The sequence below is a fragment of the Paenarthrobacter sp. DKR-5 genome (assembly GCF_018531425.1).
In the GTDB taxonomy this organism is placed as follows: domain Bacteria; phylum Actinomycetota; class Actinomycetes; order Actinomycetales; family Micrococcaceae; genus DKR-5.
The window spans coordinates 105,924-121,985 of record NZ_JAHBOI010000004.1 but is presented as its reverse complement, the minus strand read 5'-3'; the positions used below and the strand labels follow the sequence as shown (position 1 = coordinate 121,985).

At 68.7% G+C, this 16,062-nt stretch carries 16 protein-coding genes; 7 read left to right on the top strand and 9 right to left on the bottom strand.

The features are described 5' to 3' along the window. The first annotated feature begins 15 nt into the window (after positions 1-15). Positions 16-663, top strand: a complete 648-nt coding sequence (locus KIH31_RS09820) for an amino acid ABC transporter permease (RefSeq protein ID WP_214426947.1) — start codon at positions 16-18, stop codon at positions 661-663. Continuing rightward, positions 660-1,523 carry an amino acid ABC transporter permease gene (locus tag KIH31_RS09815; protein ID WP_214426946.1) on the top strand — a complete coding sequence of 288 codons (864 nt, stop codon included), beginning with the start codon at positions 660-662 and terminating at the stop codon, positions 1,521-1,523. Before KIH31_RS09820 ends, KIH31_RS09815 begins: the two co-directional genes overlap by 4 nt. A 108-nt stretch (positions 1,524-1,631) precedes the next feature. On the opposite strand, the gene dapE is transcribed toward KIH31_RS09815, so the two are convergent. Continuing rightward, positions 1,632-2,708 (bottom strand): succinyl-diaminopimelate desuccinylase, encoded by a 1,077-nt coding sequence (dapE, locus tag KIH31_RS09810; RefSeq protein ID WP_214426945.1) that lies wholly within the window; start codon positions 2,706-2,708, stop codon positions 1,632-1,634. Between the two features lie 67 nt (positions 2,709-2,775). Here dapE and dapD point away from each other — a divergent pair, with 67 nt between their 5' ends. After that, positions 2,776-3,774 carry a 2,3,4,5-tetrahydropyridine-2,6-dicarboxylate N-succinyltransferase gene (gene dapD / locus KIH31_RS09805; protein ID WP_214426944.1) on the top strand — a complete coding sequence of 333 codons (999 nt, stop codon included), beginning with the start codon at positions 2,776-2,778 and terminating at the stop codon, positions 3,772-3,774. 9 nt (positions 3,775-3,783) lie between these two features. After that, complete coding sequence (locus KIH31_RS09800; RefSeq protein ID WP_214426943.1) at positions 3,784-4,617, top strand: hypothetical protein; 834 nt, start codon at positions 3,784-3,786, stop codon at positions 4,615-4,617. A 6-nt stretch (positions 4,618-4,623) separates the two neighbouring features. On the opposite strand, the gene KIH31_RS09795 is transcribed toward KIH31_RS09800, so the two are convergent. The 4 genes from KIH31_RS09795 to fdxA all read right to left on the bottom strand — a co-directional run bounded on the left by KIH31_RS09795 (position 4,624) and on the right by fdxA (position 8,335). Then, entirely contained in the window at positions 4,624-5,235 is a 612-nt protein-coding gene (locus KIH31_RS09795; protein ID WP_214426942.1) for a hypothetical protein, read from the bottom strand. A 112-nt stretch (positions 5,236-5,347) separates the two neighbouring features. Beyond that, positions 5,348-6,631, bottom strand: coding sequence for a citrate synthase (locus KIH31_RS09790; RefSeq protein WP_214426941.1), 1,284 nt, complete (start codon positions 6,629-6,631; stop codon positions 5,348-5,350). A gap of 230 nt (positions 6,632-6,861) precedes the next feature. Continuing rightward, entirely contained in the window at positions 6,862-8,007 is a 1,146-nt protein-coding gene (gene dapC, locus KIH31_RS09785) for a succinyldiaminopimelate transaminase (RefSeq protein ID WP_214426940.1), read from the bottom strand. Between the two features lie 4 nt (positions 8,008-8,011). Further along, the gene (fdxA, locus tag KIH31_RS09780) at positions 8,012-8,335 is read right to left on the bottom strand and encodes a ferredoxin (protein ID WP_214426939.1); all 324 of its coding nucleotides are present in this window, start codon (positions 8,333-8,335) and stop codon (positions 8,012-8,014) included. A 116-nt stretch (positions 8,336-8,451) separates the two neighbouring features. On the opposite strand from fdxA, the gene KIH31_RS09775 reads away from it, so the two are divergent. Beyond that, on the top strand, positions 8,452-8,679 hold the full coding sequence (locus KIH31_RS09775) for a hypothetical protein (protein WP_214426938.1): 228 nt from the start codon (positions 8,452-8,454) through the stop codon (positions 8,677-8,679). Positions 8,680-8,705: 26 nt separating this feature from the next. Here KIH31_RS09775 and KIH31_RS09770 read toward each other — a convergent pair whose 3' ends face one another. Continuing rightward, a complete protein-coding gene (locus KIH31_RS09770; protein WP_307857608.1) occupies positions 8,706-10,049 on the bottom strand; it encodes an MFS transporter in 1,344 nt (447 codons plus the stop codon). A gap of 57 nt (positions 10,050-10,106) precedes the next feature. Between KIH31_RS09770 and KIH31_RS09765 the strand changes: the two genes are divergently transcribed. After that, positions 10,107-10,631, top strand: a complete 525-nt coding sequence (locus KIH31_RS09765) for a transcriptional regulator (protein WP_214426937.1) — start codon at positions 10,107-10,109, stop codon at positions 10,629-10,631. Here KIH31_RS09765 and KIH31_RS09760 read toward each other — a convergent pair. Together KIH31_RS09760 and typA are read right to left on the bottom strand one after the other, a co-directional pair. Then, entirely contained in the window at positions 10,628-10,969 is a 342-nt protein-coding gene (locus KIH31_RS09760; protein ID WP_214426936.1) for a hypothetical protein, read from the bottom strand. The two genes, KIH31_RS09765 and KIH31_RS09760, sit on opposite strands and share 4 nt — an antisense overlap. A 69-nt stretch (positions 10,970-11,038) precedes the next feature. Continuing rightward, positions 11,039-12,967: a translational GTPase TypA gene (typA, locus tag KIH31_RS09755; protein ID WP_214426935.1), complete on the bottom strand. Its 1,929-nt coding sequence runs from the start codon at positions 12,965-12,967 to the stop codon at positions 11,039-11,041. A gap of 246 nt (positions 12,968-13,213) precedes the next feature. Between typA and KIH31_RS09750 the strand changes: the two genes are divergently transcribed. Further along, entirely contained in the window at positions 13,214-14,080 is an 867-nt protein-coding gene (locus KIH31_RS09750; RefSeq protein ID WP_214426934.1) for an SGNH/GDSL hydrolase family protein, read from the top strand. Between the two features lie 148 nt (positions 14,081-14,228). On the opposite strand, the gene KIH31_RS09745 is transcribed toward KIH31_RS09750, so the two are convergent. Further along, positions 14,229-16,055, bottom strand: a complete 1,827-nt coding sequence (locus KIH31_RS09745; protein WP_214426933.1) for an ABC transporter ATP-binding protein — start codon at positions 16,053-16,055, stop codon at positions 14,229-14,231. Positions 16,056-16,062 lie beyond the last annotated feature (7 nt).

Here is a 16,062-nt window from a genome sequence, read left to right as displayed (position 1 = left end):
TGAAAGCGGTTCTGCGTGAACACACTGCTGAACAATCTGGATCTCTTCACCACCGGGTTCCAAAACACCCTGATCCTGTTCTTCTTCTCGGCCATCTTCGCCCTCATCCTGGGAACGATCGTGGCCGCCATGCGCGTCTCGCCGGTGCCCGCCATGCGCGCGGCCGGCACGTTCTACGTGAACACCGTCCGCAACACCCCGCTGACGCTCGTACTCTTCTTCTTCGCCCTCGGCTACCCGAAGCTGGGCCTGCCGGAGATCTCCTTCATGACCGCGGCAATCGTCGGCTTGAGCCTGTACACGGCCACCTACGTCGCCGAGGCGATCCGCTCCGGCATCAACACCGTGCCGGTCGGCCAGGCTGAAGCTGCGCGTGCCATCGGCCTGCCGTTCAGCCAGTCCCTCCGGCTCATCGTGCTCCCGCAGGCGTTCCGTGCGGTCATTCCGCCGATGTTCAGCGTGTTCATCGCGCTGCTGAAGAACACCACGGTGGCCGCCGGCTTCTCCGTCGCCGAGGCGGGGGCCATCCGTGCCAACCTCTCCGAACGCGGCGAACCGGCCATGGCCGGGCTGCTGTGGGTGGCGCTGGTCTTCGTGGTGCTGGTCTTCCTGCTCTCCCTGCTGCAGCGCTACTTCGAAAACAAGTGGAAGGTGGCGCGATGAGCTCCGTCCTGTTCGACACCCCCGGGCCCAAGGCTGTCGCCCGCAACCGGGTGCTGAGTGTGGTGACGCTCCTCGTGGTCGTGGCCATCATCGGGTTCGTCATCTACCGCTTTGCGGAGAGCGGCCAGTTCCAGGCCCGCAAGTGGCAGCTGTTCAGCTTCCCGCTGGTGCAGCAGACCCTGCTGCAGGCTATCGGGGCCACGCTTTCTGCCTTCGCCACCGCCGCTGTGTTCAGCCTGGTCCTTGGCATTGTGCTGGCATTCGGCCGGCTCTCGGACCGGCGCTGGATCAGCGTCCCGTGCCTGGCCTTCACCGAACTCTTCCGGGCCGTGCCGCTGCTGATCCTGATGATGATCATGTACTACGGCCTGCCCACGCTCGGTGTGCAGGGCATCTCCCCGTTCATCGCCGTCGTCGTCGGGCTAACCCTGTACAACGGCTCGGTGCTGGCCGAGGTGTTCCGGGCGGGCATCGAGTCGCTGCCCCGCGGCCAGAAGGAGGCAGGTTTCGCGATCGGGCTGCGCAAGTCCACCGTGATGACCAGCATCCTGCTGCCGCAGGCCGTGCGGGCCATGCTCCCCGTGATCATTGCCCAGCTGGTGGTGATCCTGAAGGACACAGCCCTCGGGTTCATCGTGACCTACAACGAAATCCTGTTCCAGGCCAAGTACTTCGGCTCGCAGGCCCAGTACGGCTCCCCGATCATCCCGGCAGCGATCATTGCCGGCGTGATCTATGTGGGCCTGTGCCTGCTGCTGGCCGGCGTCGCGAAGTTCCTGGAAAGCCGGATGCGCCGCAACCAGCGCATCGCCAAGGGCACCAGGGCTCCGGTGGCAGCCGGCAGCGCCGCCGGCGACTGATCGGATTCACCACAATACAGATTCACCGCAATACGACGGAGGGCTCCGGACCGCACGGTCCGGAGCCCTCCGTCGTACTGCGCGGCAGGCGCCGTTGCGCCGTCCGCCCTAGGCGAGCCAGGCCAGGAAGGCCTTCAGGCAGGCACGGACCGCCGCCGCGGAGACATGCTCGTCGTCGCTGTGGGCCAGCAGCGCGTCCCCGGGGCCGAAGTTCACGGCCGGGATGCCCAGTTCGCTGAAGCGGGCAACGTCAGTCCAGCCGTACTTGGGTTTCGGTTCCGCTCCCACGGCCGCGACGAAGCTCGCGGCGGCAGGGTGGTTCAGCCCCGGCCGGGCGCCGGCGGCGGCGTCGGTGCGCACCAGCTCATACCCGGCGAGCAGCTCCCGCACGTGGGCCTCCGCCTCGTCCGGTGTCTTGTCCGGGGCGAACCGGTAGTTGATTTCCACAACGGTCCGGTCCGGGATCACGTTGCCCGCGGTGCCGCCGGAGATCTTGACCGCGTTCAGGCTCTCCCGGTAGTCGAGGCCGTCCACTCTCACGGTCGCCGGCTCGTAGGCGGCCAGCCGGCCGAGCAGCTCCGAGACCGCATGGATGGCATTCTCGCCCATCCACGCACGCGCCGAATGCGCTGCCCGGCCCGTGGTCGTGGCCTCGAAGCGCATCGTGCCGTTGCAGCCGCCCTCAACGGTTCCGTCCGTCGGCTCGAGCAGGACGGCAAAATCCCCCTCGAGCAGCTCGGGGTGGTTGCGGACCAGCCTGCCGAGCCCGCTCTTGGCCGCCTCGACCTCTTCGTGATCGTAGAAGACGAAGGTCAGGTCCCGGCTCGGCCGTTCCGCCGCCGCGGCCAGCGCCAGCTGCACCGCCACGCCGCCCTTCATGTCGGTGGCGCCCCGGCCGTACAGCAGCTCCCCTTCCCAGCGGGACGGCACGGTGCCCTTCGACCCGGGCGTGCGCGGCAGCGGAACCGTGTCGAGGTGCCCGGCGAGGATCACCCGTTCCGGCCGGCCCAGGTCGGTGCGGGCCACGATGGCGTCGCCGTCGCGGAGCACCTCGAGATGAGCCAGGCCGCGCAGCGCCGCCTCCACAGCGTCGGCGACAGCCTTCTCGTTGCCCGAGACACTCTCGATGTCGATCAGGGCCGCCGTGAGCAGCGAAACGTCCTGCGAAAGATCCAATGTCGTCACCGCCCCAGCCTACCGCCGGGGCCTTCATGGTTCGGCCCCGGCACGGCCCCGACGATAGACTGCAGGCATGACTGAAACCGCCTCCACTGCTCCCACCGCGCCGCCGGCCAGCCGGTCTGCCCATGGCCTGGGCCTGGCCACCGTCGCCGCCGCGGACGGGACGGTTCTCGACGTCTGGTTCCCGGCCCCCGCCCTCGGAGAAGCCTCCGGAGACGGCCCTCAGGAGGCCGAACTGGCCGCCCTCGCGGAGGCGGGAGCGGACCCGGACCGCGGCACCGAACAGCGGGTGGTCAGGGTGCAGATCGGGCTCGACGAGGCGCCGGCGGACACTGCCGATGCCTATCTGCGCCTGCACCTGCTTTCACACCGGCTGGCGGCACCCAACTCGATCAACCTCGACGGCATTTTCGGCAAGCTCCCGAACGTTGTCTGGACCAACTTCGGCCCGGCGGCGGCCGAAGGCTTCGAACTGGTCCGGGCCCGGCTGCGCCGCCGCGGCCAGGTGACGGTCTACGGCGTCGACAAATTCCCGCGCATGGTGGACTACGTCGTCCCATCGGGCGTGCGCATTGCCGACGCCGACCGCGTCCGGCTGGGTGCCCATCTGGCCCCCGGCACCACCGTGATGCACGAAGGGTTCGTCAACTTCAACGCCGGCACGCTGGGCACCTCGATGGTCGAGGGCCGGATCTCGGCGGGCGTCGTCGTCGGGGACGGCACCGATGTCGGCGGCGGAGCCTCGATCATGGGCACGCTCTCCGGCGGCGGCCGGGAGAAGATCGCCCTCGGCCAGCGCGTGCTGCTCGGCGCCAACTCCGGCGTCGGGATCAGCATCGGCGACGACAGCATCGTCGAGGCAGGGCTCTACGTCACTGCCGGGACCAGGGTGCGCATCGTAGGCCAGAAGGATGCCTACGGCGAGGACGCGACCACCATCGTCAAGGCTGTCGAACTCTCCGGCCAGCCGAACCTGCTGTTCCGGCGCAACTCCACCACCGGCGAAGTCGAGGTGCTGCCGCGTGACGGACGCGCGGTGGCGCTCAACGAGGCCCTGCACGCCAACTAGGAACCTGCTGTGTCCCGAAGAAGACGGGTCCGGGGCGCCGTCGTACTCGTCCTGACCATTGCCCTCCTGGCCGCCGGTGCCCTCGGCATCTCCTCGTTGCTGCAACGCACCGGCGGAGTGGTGAACGAGACGTGCACGGCCACGGTCGGCTCGGACTCCTATGACCTCGACCCGGACCAGGCCGCCAACGCGGCGTTGATTTCCGCGGTGTCGGTCAAAAGGGGGCTTCCTGCCCGGGCCGCGTCGATCGCCCTTGCCACGGCCATCCAGGAGTCCAAGCTGCGCAACATCACCTACGGCGACAGGGACTCGCTGGGCCTGTTCCAGCAGCGGCCGTCGCAGGGCTGGGGCACGGCGGCGCAGATCAAGGACCCGGTGTACGCGACGAACGCCTTCTACGACGTGCTGGTCAAGATCCAGGGCTACCACGACCTGCCGATCACCGCGGCGGCTCAGGAAGTGCAGCGCTCGGGGTACCCGCAGGCCTACGCGGACCATGAGCCCGAGGGCCGCGCCTACGCGTCGGCGCTGACCGGGCAGTCCCCGGCCGCCCTGAGTTGCGCGTTGCGCAAGGCCACCGGCACGGGCAGCCCCAAGGCGGTGGCAGCGTCCTTGGACCGCGCCTTCGGGCCGTTGACGGCCTCCGCCTCCGGGTCAGGACTGACCGTCACGGCCTCGGATGCGCTGGGCTGGGCTGTCGCGCAATGGGCTGTGGCCAACGCCAAGGAACTGAACATCACCGCCGTCTCCTTCGACGGGCAGAACTGGTCCCGCGCCGATCACAAGGGCTGGCAGAAGGCTTCCGCCGCCGCGGACCGGGTGCTGATCACCGTCGCCGGCTGACCGGGCTCAGACGAGCATCTCCACGACGGGCTGGACGAAGCTGCGGAACGCCTCCGGGTCCTCCATCAGGCTCATGCTCATGACCATCCGGTCCGGCTCAAGGAACCAGGCGCGCGGCTCGCTCAGCGGCAGCTCGATGATGGAGAAGCTGAAGTCGCGCGCGCTGCGGCCCAGTTCCAGTTCACGGTCCTGCACCAGGTCCGCCAGGATGCGGTTGGCGCCCGAGAGATCCCGTTCGGCCTCAAGGCGCACATACTCCCCCAGCCGGTCCCTGCCCCAGGCCAGCGCGGCCCCGAAGTGCGCCTGCATGACGCGCCGGAGCGCCGGAGAATTCTGGAACGCCGGGAACCCGGGCGGCTGCAGTTCGGTGGTCTGCGCGGGGTACTGCCGCAGCAGCTGGTGCCACCAGGCCTCCCACTCGGTCCGCAGCGCAGGCTCCCCGCCGACCTCAGCGGTCAGGTGGTGGTGGCTGGCGGCATGCACCTCGGGCACGGCCGACGAGACCGCCGGCTCTCCGGAGGCGCCGAGCCCGGAGACATCCCGGATGTACAGGGCGATCAGCAGCGGCCCGTAGCAGTCCATTGTGATCCGCCAGCCGGGACCGCCCGTGTGATGCATGCGTCCGCCTCCGTGGGAGCTTCAATTCTGACCTAAGAGTAGCGCAAGCGCAGACGGCAGCGGCGCCCCCGCCGGAACGGGGACGCCGCTGGAAAACACTGCGCTGTGAGCCTTAGCGCGCCGGGTAGCTGCGTTCCTGCTCGCCCGTGTAGAGCTGGCGCGGGCGGCCGATCTTGGTCTGCGGATCGTTGATCATCTCGCGCCACTGCGCGATCCAGCCCGGCAGGCGGCCGATGGCGAAGAGCACGGTGAACATCTTCTCCGGGAAACCCATCGCCTTGTAGATCAGGCCGGTGTAGAAGTCGACGTTCGGGTAGAGCTTGCGCTGGATGAAGTAGTCGTCCGTCAGCGCGGTCTCTTCGAGCTTCATGGCGATGTCGAGCAGCTCGTCGTTGCCGCCGAGCTTGGTCAGGATCTCGTGCGCCGTCGCCTTGACGATCTTGGCGCGCGGGTCATAGTTCTTGTAGACGCGGTGGCCGAAGCCCATGAGCTTGACGCCGGCTTCCTTCTTCTTCACCCGCTCCACGAAGGTCTCCACCGGGTCCCCGGACGCCTGGATCTGGCGGAGCATGTTCAGTACCGCTTCGTTCGCGCCGCCGTGCAGCGGGCCGAACAGCGCGTTGATGCCGGCCGAGACGGAGGCGAACATGTTCGCATTCGCGCTGCCGACCAGGCGGACCGTCGAGGTGGAGCAGTTCTGCTCGTGGTCCGCGTGCAGGATCAGCAGCAGGTCCAGCGCCTTGACGACGGTGGGGTCCAGGTCGTACGGCTCGGCGGGCAGGCCGAAGCTGAGCCGCAGGAAGTTCTCCACCAGGTTCATCGAGTTGTCCGGGTAGAGCATCGGCTGGCCGATGGACTTCTTGTGGGCGTAGGCCGCGATCACCGGCAGCTTGGCCAGCAGGCGGAAGGTGGACAGTTCCACCTGCTCCTCATTGAACGGGTCCAGCGAGTCCTGGTAGAAGGTGGACAGCGCCGACACGGCCGAGGAGAGCACCGGCATCGGGTGCGCGTCCCGCGGGAAGCCGCCGAAGAAGCCCTTCAGGTCCTCGTGCAGCAGGGTGTGCCGCCGGATGCGCTCGTCGAACGCCGTCAGCTCCGCGGGGGTCGGGAGGTTCCCGTAGATGAGCAGGTAGGAGACTTCCAGGAAGTTGGAGTGCTCGGCCAGCTGCTCGATCGGGTACCCGCGGTACCGCAGGATTCCCTCATCGCCGTCGATGTAGGTGATCGCCGACGTCGTCGCGGCGGTGTTCATGAAACCGGGGTCGAAGGTGACCGCTCCGGTCTCCTTCAGCAGCTTGGATACGTCGTAGCCGTCGTTGCCTTCGGCTGCCTTAATGCGGGGCAGTTCAAGCTGTCCGCCGTCGAAGCGCAGCGATGCGCTGTTCGATTCCGTCATGGAGTCCCCTTCGTGAGGTTCGTTGGCCCCTGTCAAGCTCTATCCAAGGCCACGGCCCGCTTCTTGTAGGAAGCCGCCATAGCCGGTCAGTTAAGAAAGTACCCGCAGTGTGCCGCTGGCGACTAATCCTGACCGCCCCGCGGGCGCCCGAAAAGCCGCGATTGTGAGCTTCTTCACAAAGACACCGTTGGTGCCCGCCCGTGCTCCGCCAGGCGAGGCAGGGCACCTCGTCAGGCCAGGCGTTCGACGGCGGCGTCGATCCGTTCATCCGAGCCGGTCAGGGCCACCCGCACGAATCCTCGTCCGGCGTCGCCGTAGAAGACGCCGGGGCCGACCACGATGCCCCGCTCGGCCAGCCGGTCCACCGTGGTCCAGGTGTCCTCGCCGGCGGTGGCCCACACATACAGGCCGGCTTCGGAGGAATGCACGCTCAGTCCCAAGCGCTCGAGCGCGGGCAGCAGCCGTTCGCGGCGGCCGCGGTAGAGGTCCTTCTGGGCCTGCACATGCGCGTCGTCCCCGAGGGCCACCCGCATCGCCTCCTGCACCGGGTAGGGCAGGATCATGCCGGCATGCTTGCGGCTGTTGACCAGGTTGGCCACCAGCTCCCCGTCACCCGCCACGAAGGCGGCGCGGTAGCCGGCGAGGTTCGACTGCTTGCTCAGCGAATACACCGCCAGGAGGCGCTCCACCGAGCCGCCGGTGACGCGGGGGTCGAGCACGCTGGGCACCGCCTGGCCGCCGCGCTGCGCGTCCCACGGGCCCCAGCCCAGTTCCGCGTAGCACTCGTCCGAGGCAACCACGGCGCCGGCTGCCCTCGCCTGCTCCACGATCGAGGCCAGCTGCGCCACCCCGCGGACGCTGCCCGTCGGGTTGCCCGGTGAATTGATCCAGACCAGCCGCACCCGGGCACGGATGTCCGGGTCCAGGTCGTCCAGGTCATCGGCCGCCACGGAGGTGGCGCCCGCCAGGGTGGCTCCAATGTCATAGGTGGGGTACGCGACCGTGGGCCGCACGACGACGTCGCCCGCCCGCAGTCCCAGCAGGAACGGCAGCCACGCGACCATTTCCTTGGACCCAATGGTCGGCATGACCGCCTGCGGGTCCAGCCCCGGCACGCCGCGGCGGCGGGCGAACCAGTCGACCACGGCCTGCCGGACCTCCGGCGTGCCGTGCACGGTCGGGTAGCCGGGCGCGTTGGAGGCGGCCTGCAGTGCGTCGCGGATCACCGCCGGCGTGGGGTCCACGGGCGTGCCGATGGAAAGATTGACGGCGCCGCCGGGGTGCTGGCCGGCCTTGGCCACATAGGGGGCCATGGCCTCCCACGGGTACTCGGGCAGGGTCAGGCCGAAGGAGCGGTCCGTGCTGGCTTCCGGCATCGGGTCAGTCTTGGTTCTGCGGCGGCAGCGCGGAAATCAGGGCGTGGTCCGTGTGCGTGTTGCCGATCTTCGCGGCTCCGCCGGGCGAGCCGAGTTCCTCAAAGAACTCCACGTTGGCCTTGTAGTAGTCCGCCCACTCTTCGGGCACGTCGTCCTCGTAGTAGATGGCTTCGACGGGGCAGACAGGTTCGCAGGCGCCGCAGTCCACGCATTCGTCCGGGTGGATGTAAAGCGAGCGTTCACCTTCGTAGATGCAGTCCACCGGGCATTCTTCGATACATGCCTTGTCCTTGACATCCACGCAGGGCTGCGCAATTACGTACGTCACAACCGACCTTTCTTTGCGGCAAACGGCGGCTGCCCCAGGCAGTTGCCTGAAGTCTCCGTCCTCCATTATCCACCAACGCCCGGAGGGCCGCGGATTCGAAGTCCTAGTATGAACCCATGGACACCCGCGCCGACCGCCTGCGCCGGCTGCCCTCCGGCAGCCGTGTCGTGGTCCGCTACCGCATCGACGGCGGCCTCACCGACGCCCTGGGGTACCTGCTCGGCCTCGACGATTCCTCAGTCCAGGTGCAGACCCGCACCGGCACGGTGAGGGTGGCGCTGGCGGATGTCCGTGCGGCCAAGGAAGTGCCGCCCCCGCCGGAGCGCCGCCCCCGCAGCGGCTGAGCCATGCCGCGCTCAGTCGCCGCCGATCAGTCGCCGTGCGGGAGCGCCGAGTCCTGTTCGCGCAGTTCCCCGGCGACGTCGGCATCGCTGCCGCCGTCGGGCGTGTCCGGCAAAGTCTTGAGCGAGCGCAGCGGTGAGAAGAGGACGGGCGCCACGGCCAGCAGCGAACCGACGGCGCTGATCCACATCGACGGGACCACGCCAAGCCATTCGCCAAGGCCGCCGGCCACCAGCGCCGAGAGCGGCATCACCCCGTACACCACGAAGCGGACCGAGGCGTTCATCCGCCCCAGCAGCCGGGGCGGGCAGATCCGCTGGCGCATGCTCACCTGCATGATGTTGTAGGCCAGCACGAAGAACGAGGAGCCGGCCTCGGAGACGATCAGTAGGGCAAGCGAGAGCCACTTGTCCGGCACGAGGGCACTGACGGGGATGAGGAAGACGAACAGCGCAGAGATGGCCGCCGAGAGCGGAATCAGCGTCCCCTCCCCCACCCGGCGAGCCATCCGGGGCACCATCATCGCGCCCAGCAGGCCGCCCACGGAGCCGACGGAGAAGATCACGCCCAGCCCGGCCGGCCCGAGATCGAGCTGGCGCAGCACGAGGATCGGGAACAGCGTATAGGCGATCCAGGTGAACAGGTTGATACCCGCCGTGCAGGCCACGATGCGCCGGAGCAGCCGGTGCCGCAGCACGAACGAAAGACCTTCCTTGATCTCCGTCACCAGCGGCTGCCGCTCCGCCCGGTCGGCAGCAGGCTCGTGGTCGCGGGTAAGCGAGAGGAAGATCGCCGACGCCGCGTAGCCCACCGACTGGGCCAGGAACAGCACCGGGGCGCTGATGACGCTCAGCAAGCCGCCGCCGAGCGCAGGGCCGCCGATCTGGGCCACCTGTGCCGTCGTTTCGAGCTTGGCGTTCGCGTCCGCCACCTCTCTGCTGCTGACAAGGAAGGGCACGAAGCTCTGGTAGGCGACGTCGAAGAACACCGTGGCAAGGCCCACGAAGGCCGCCACGATGAACAGGTGCCAGAGCTGCAGCAGCCCCAGCGCCCACAGCACCGGCACCACGAGCATCGCCGCAGCCCGCACGACGTCCGAAATGATCATGACCCGGCGCTTGAGCCAGCGGTCGACCCAGGCTCCCGCGGGCAGACCGACCAGCAGGAAGGCAGCCATGGACGCCGCGTTGAGGATCCCGACGTCGGCCTCGGTGGCCCGCAGCACGGACACGGCCAGCACGGACAGCGCCAGGCCGCCGGTGCGCGTGCCCAGCTGGCTGATTGCCTGCCCGGCCCAGAAGGTGAGGAAGCTGGGGTCCCGCCACAGCGGCTTGCGGGCAGCCGAAGCCGCCCCGTCCTGGTCCCCAATCACAGCCACAGTCTCGCGGTACTCATTGGCACATGTCAATCACTTGGCTACAATCTGCGCATGAGCGGCGCGCCCAACCTGGCCGAGGATGAGGTCATCGCCCGCAGCAGGGCGCTGAGTTCGCCCCTGCGGCTGCGGATCATGCGTCTGTGCCTGCACCAGGCGCGGACCAACAAGGAGATCGCCGACGCCCTGGGGATGAACCCGGCGTCGACCCTGCACCACGTCCGCACCCTGCTGCGGGCCGGGTTCCTGGCGGCCGAGGAGCCGCGGCGCGGCAACCGCGGTGCGCGGGAAGTGCCCTACCGTTCCACCAAGATTTCCTGGAATACCCCGGTCAAGGATGTCGCCCCCGTGCTGGTGGAGACCTTCCTGCAGGAAATCGCCGAGGTGCCGGCCTCGGAGCTGTCGGTGTGGCGGCTGGGCTTCAAGTTCACGCCCGAGCGCCGGGACGAGATGATCGCCAAGGTGCGCGCTGTCTTTGACGAGTACGCACGGCTGCCGCCGGACCCTGAGGGGTTCCCGATCTCGGTCATGTTCGCCTACCACCGCGACCCGGCAGGAACTCCGGTAAAGGAAAGCTAGCCGGAGCGGCGCAGGATCCGGCGGCACAGCAGGGCCACGGCGAAGGTCACGACCGTGAGTCCGTACAGCCAGAGCGCCCCTGCCAGGTTGCCGGGGATGAGCACGGAACCGCCGTGCGGAGCCGCCAGCACGCCCAGCAGCAGGTAGGTCAGCAGCCCTGTCGCCGCGGCCACGGCCGGCCTGCGCCGGTACAGGCCGGCCCAGAGTTGCACCGATCCGGCGAGCAGCAGGGCTGCCACAGCACCCCACGGCAGGGCTACCGTGCCGGCCTCCAGGGTCTGCTGGTGCAGCATCGTGCCGGCCAGCGCCGAGACCAGCGCCCCAAACACAGCGGGCACCGCCCCGGACCGCACGGCCGCCGCGAGGCGGCGCCGTCGGTCCGGGCGGTGCCCAGGGAGCTGTGCCAATCAGGCCTTCGCGCGGGCGCGGTTGGCCTTGTTGCGCTCGTTGGCGTCGAGGATCACCTTGCGGATACGGATGGCCTCGGGCGTGACCTCCACGCACTCGTCCTCGCGGGCGAATTCGAGCGACTCTTCCAGGGTCAGGTCGCGCGGCGGGGTCAGGTTCTCGAAGGAGTCGGAGGAAGCCGCACGCATGTTGGTGAGCTTCTTTTCCTTCGTGATGTTCACGTCCATGTCGTCGGCGCGGGAGTTCTCGCCCACGATCATGCCTTCGTAGACCTCGGAGGTGGGCTTCACGAAGAACGAGCCGCGCTCCTGCAGGTTGATCATCGCGAACGGGGTGACCACACCGGCGCGGTCGGCGACCATCGAGCCGTTGGTGCGGTACTCGATCGGCCCGGCCCACGGCTCATATCCCTCGGCGATCGAGGAGGCGATGCCGGCGCCGCGGGTGTCGGTGAGGAACTTGGTCCGGAAACCGATCAGGCCGCGGGCGGGGACGATGAATTCCATCCGCACCCAGCCGGTGCCGTGGTTGGCCATGTTGGTCATGCGGCCCTTGCGGGCGGCCATCAGCTGGGTCACGGCGCCGAGGAACTCCTCGGGCACGTCGATGGTCATGTGCTCCATCGGCTCGTGGATCTTGCCGTCGATGGTCTTGGTCACCACCTGCGGCTTGCCCACGGTCAGCTCGAAGCCCTCGCGGCGCATCTGCTCGACGAGGATCGCCAGGGCGAGCTCGCCGCGGCCCTGGACTTCCCAGGCATCCGGACGCTCGGTGGGCAGCACGCGGAGCGAGACGTTGCCGATGAGCTCCTTGTCCAGCCGGTCCTTCACCTGGCGGGCGGTCACCTTGGCGCCCTTGACCTTGCCGGCCAGCGGCGAGGTGTTGATACCGATGGTCATCGAGATCGCCGGGTCGTCCACCTTGATCAGGGGCAACGGCTGCGGGTTGTCGACGTCGGTCAGCGTCTCGCCGATGGTGATGTCTTCGATGCCGGCAACGGCAACGATCTCGCCCGGGCCAGCCGATTCAGCGGGAACGCGTTCCAGTGCCTTGGTGGCGAGCAGTTCGGTGATCTTGACGGTCTTCAGCTCGCCGTCGTGCCGGGCCCAGGCCACGGTCTGGCCCTTGCGCAGGGTGCCGTTGAAGATGCGCAGCAGCGCCAGGCGGCCCAGGAACGGCGAGGCGTCCAGGTTGGTCACGTGGGCCTGCAGCACGCCGTCCGGGTTGTAGGTCGGGGCGGGGATGTGCTCGATGATCGTCTTGAACAGCGGTTCGAGGTTGTCGTTGGCGGGGGCGGTGCCGTCTGCGGGCTGCTCCAGCGAGGCGGCGCCGACCTTGGCGGCGGCGTAGACGACCGGCACGTTGAGCACGGAGTCCAGGTCCAGGTCCGGCACCTCGTCGGCGAGGTCGCTGGCCAAGCCCAGGAGCAGGTCCATGGATTCGGAGACGACTTCCTCGATGCGGGAGTCCGGGCGGTCCGTCTTGTTCACGAGCAGCACCACCGGAAGCTTCGCCGCGAGTGCCTTGCGGAGCACGAAGCGGGTCTGCGGCAGCGGGCCCTCCGAGGCGTCCACGAGCAGGACGACGCCGTCGACCATGGACAGGCCGCGCTCGACCTCACCGCCGAAGTCGGCGTGGCCCGGGGTGTCGATGACGTTGATCGTGATGGTCTCGCCGTTCGACGACGGTCCGTTGTAGGCAACGGTCGTGTTCTTGGCGAGGATGGTGATGCCCTTCTCCCGCTCCAGGTCGCCGGAGTCCATGACGCGGTCCGCAACCTCGCCGTGTTCAGCGAAGGAGTGGGTCTGCTTCAACATGGCGTCGACCAGGGTGGTCTTGCCGTGGTCGACGTGGGCCACAATGGCTACGTTGCGGAGGTCGCTGCGTACCGCGGTGTTGGCACCAGTGCTGACAGTTGTTTCAGACATGCGTAATGACTCAATTCGGTGTGGATTCGGTGGTGAAGCTCAAATGGAGGGCTCATGAAAGAGGGCCCGGGCGCAGGCGTATACCTCTATTCTACGGCGTGCCCAAAAAATGGCCTAAATGAGCCGTCGATACCCCGGCGCCGCGAGACCGGATTGTGACCAGCGCCGCACCCCGTCGGCTCTGGCGTTTCAGGGGTGCATGCCGCATAGTTCTTGTGACACACCGGAAGGCAACAGGAGAAACACATGCACAAAGCCGCGGCCCTGGCCCGCCTGGCAGCCCCGGCTTTGGTGCTCACCCTCCTCGCGACCGGGTGCTCCCGGGCCGGCGCCGAGGCTGGCTCCCCGCCCGTGCAGCCGGTCGCGGCCGCTGTTCCCGGCCAGCCCCAAGCGGCCGGCATGGCGGGCAGCAACCGTTCGCTGCGCGTGAGTTCGGCGGTGGACCGGCAGACGTTCCGTGACCCGGCCACCGGACGGCTGGAACTCGTCGAGCCGGACATCAGGTCCACAGCGGTGCTGATCGGCGATTCCCAGTCCGAAGGGGCTGCAGGTGTCCCCGGCACCTCCACCTGGCCGCGCACCGCGCTGCGCCAGGTCGGGTACAAGGTGGTCTTCGCGGGCCGCGGCGGCACCGGGTACGTCGCGGCCAACGGCACCGTGGGCAACTACGCCGACGCGCTTGAGCGCGGGAACTGGATGGTTCCTTTCGGCAATCCCCCGCTGGTGGTGATCGAAGGCGGCGGGAACGACGCCGCACGCGGGGCCACCGACGCGCAGATCGTCGCGAACGCGGACCGCCTCCTGCGCGACCTGCGGCAGAGCTATCCCAAGGCGCGGTTCGCGATGGTGGGCACGCTGGCCAGGGGTTCCTATGCCGGCGGGGGCCGTCGCAGCGAGGTGGACGCGTTGCTGCAGTCCTACGCGCAGGCCCGCCACATTCCGTTCGTCAGCGCCGGCGACTGGCTGACCCGCTACGATGCCGTGAACGACTTGGCGGACGGTGTGCACCTGAAACTTTCCGGCCACGAAAAGCTCGCCGGCGTGCTCGCCTCCCGGCTCGCCGGCCTTGGCCTCACCGCCGCGGACCTCAAGGCGGCTCCGGCCTCCAAGTGAGCTGGCCGCAGCGCCGCGGCACGGTGCGCAGGCCCCGGCGCAGAATTGCCGCTTGCCCGGACATCCGCCGGTGGATAGTCACCGGCGGATGTCCGGAACGGCAGCTGAGCGCGTTGCCGCAGACCCCGGCCAGCCGGGCCGCGGGGCCCTATTCGGCGGCGGTCGCCAGCAGCTGGGCGCGCAGCTCGCGGCGTTCGCGCTGCTTCTCCGGGTCCGGCAGCGGCACGGCCGCCAGCAGGCGCTGCGTGTACGCTTCCTTCGGCTGGCGCAGGATCTGGTCCCGGGTGCCCTGCTCCACGATCCGGCCGCGCTGCATCACGCAGATCCGGTCCGAAAGCACGTCGATGACGGCGAGGTCGTGCGTGACGAACAGGCAGGCGAAGCCCAGTTCGCGCTGCAGCGCCTGGAACAGCTCCAGGACCTTGGCCTGCACCGAGACATCCAGCGCCGACGTCGGCTCGTCCGCCACCATCAGCTTCGGCTTCAGCGACAACGCGCGGGCGATGCCCACCCGTTGCTTCTGGCCGCCGGAGAGCTCGTGGGGGTACCGGTTGCGGTAGCTGCGCGGCAGCTCCACCTGGTCCAGCAGACCCTCGATCCGCTGCTGCAGGGCGGCCCCCTTGGCCACGCCGGCCAGGAACATCGGTTCCCCGATGCTCTCGCCGATCGGCAGCCGAGGGTTCAGCGACGACGACGGGTCCTGGAAGACCATGCCCACCTGGCGGCGCAGGGCGTGCAGTTCCTTCGAGTTGGTCTTCAGGCTGCCGATGTCCTGCCCGACCACCTTGAGGCTGCCGTCGGCCACCGGGAGCAGACCGACGGCGGCCCGGCCGATGGTGGTCTTGCCGGAGCCGGATTCACCCACGAGGCCGACGACCTCGCCCGGGTAGATGGCCAGGTTCGCGCCCTCCACCGCACGGAAGGCAGGGACCCGGCCCTGCTTCGGGTACTCGATGGCGACGTCGACCAGCTCCAGCACCGGGGTACCCTTGGCCCGCGCGGCTTCCTCGGCAGTGTGGCGCAGCGCCTCCTCATTGTCCCGCTCGCGTCGGAGCAGCTCCTCATGGTCGACGCCGGTGAGGTCGGCGTGGGTGGCGGCGGCCAGCGCCGCCGTCACATCCACTTCGTCCTCGCCGGCGCCCTGGCCGAGGTGCGGCACCGCTGCGAGCAGGGCCTGCGTGTACTCGTGCTGCGGGTTGTTGAAGATTTCATGGGCGGTGCCCGTCTCCACAATGACGCCGCGGCGCATGACGGCGATACGGTCAGCGAGGTCCGCGACGACGCCCATGTCATGCGTGATGAGCACGATGGCGCTGTCGAGCTTGTTCCGCAGGTTGCGCATCAGGTCCAGGATTTCCGCCTGCACGGTGACATCCAGCGCCGTCGTCGGCTCATCGGCGATCAGCAGCTTCGGGTCGCAGGAGAGCGACTGCGCGATCATGGCGCGCTGGCGCTGGCCGCCGGAGAGCTGGTGCGGGTAGGACCGGAAGGCCTTCTCCGGGTCCGGCAGCTCCACCAGCTCCAGCATCCGCATCGCGCGGTCCTTGGCCTCATCCGGCGAGATCGCGTTGTGCAGGCGCAGGGTCTCCACGATCTGGAAGCCGACGGTGTACACCGGGTTCAGCGCCGTCATCGGCTCCTGGAAGATCACCGCGACGTCCTTGCCGCGGACCTGCCGGATCGCCGAGCCCGAGGCGCCCAGCAGTTCCTTGCCGCCCAGCTTCACGCTGCCGGTCACGCGGCTGTTCGAGGGAAGCAGGCCCAGCAGCGCCATGGAGCTGGCGCTCTTGCCGGAGCCGGATTCGCCCACGATGGCAAGCACCTCGCCGGCGCGCACCTCGTAGTTGAGGTTCATTGCCGCCGGGACCCACTTTTTGTCCACGCCGAAGTCGACGCTGAGGTCACGGACCTCGAGCACCGGGGTGCCGGCTGCCCGGCGTCCGCCTGCGCGCTCCGCGCTGAGGTTCTCAGTCATTGTTCTT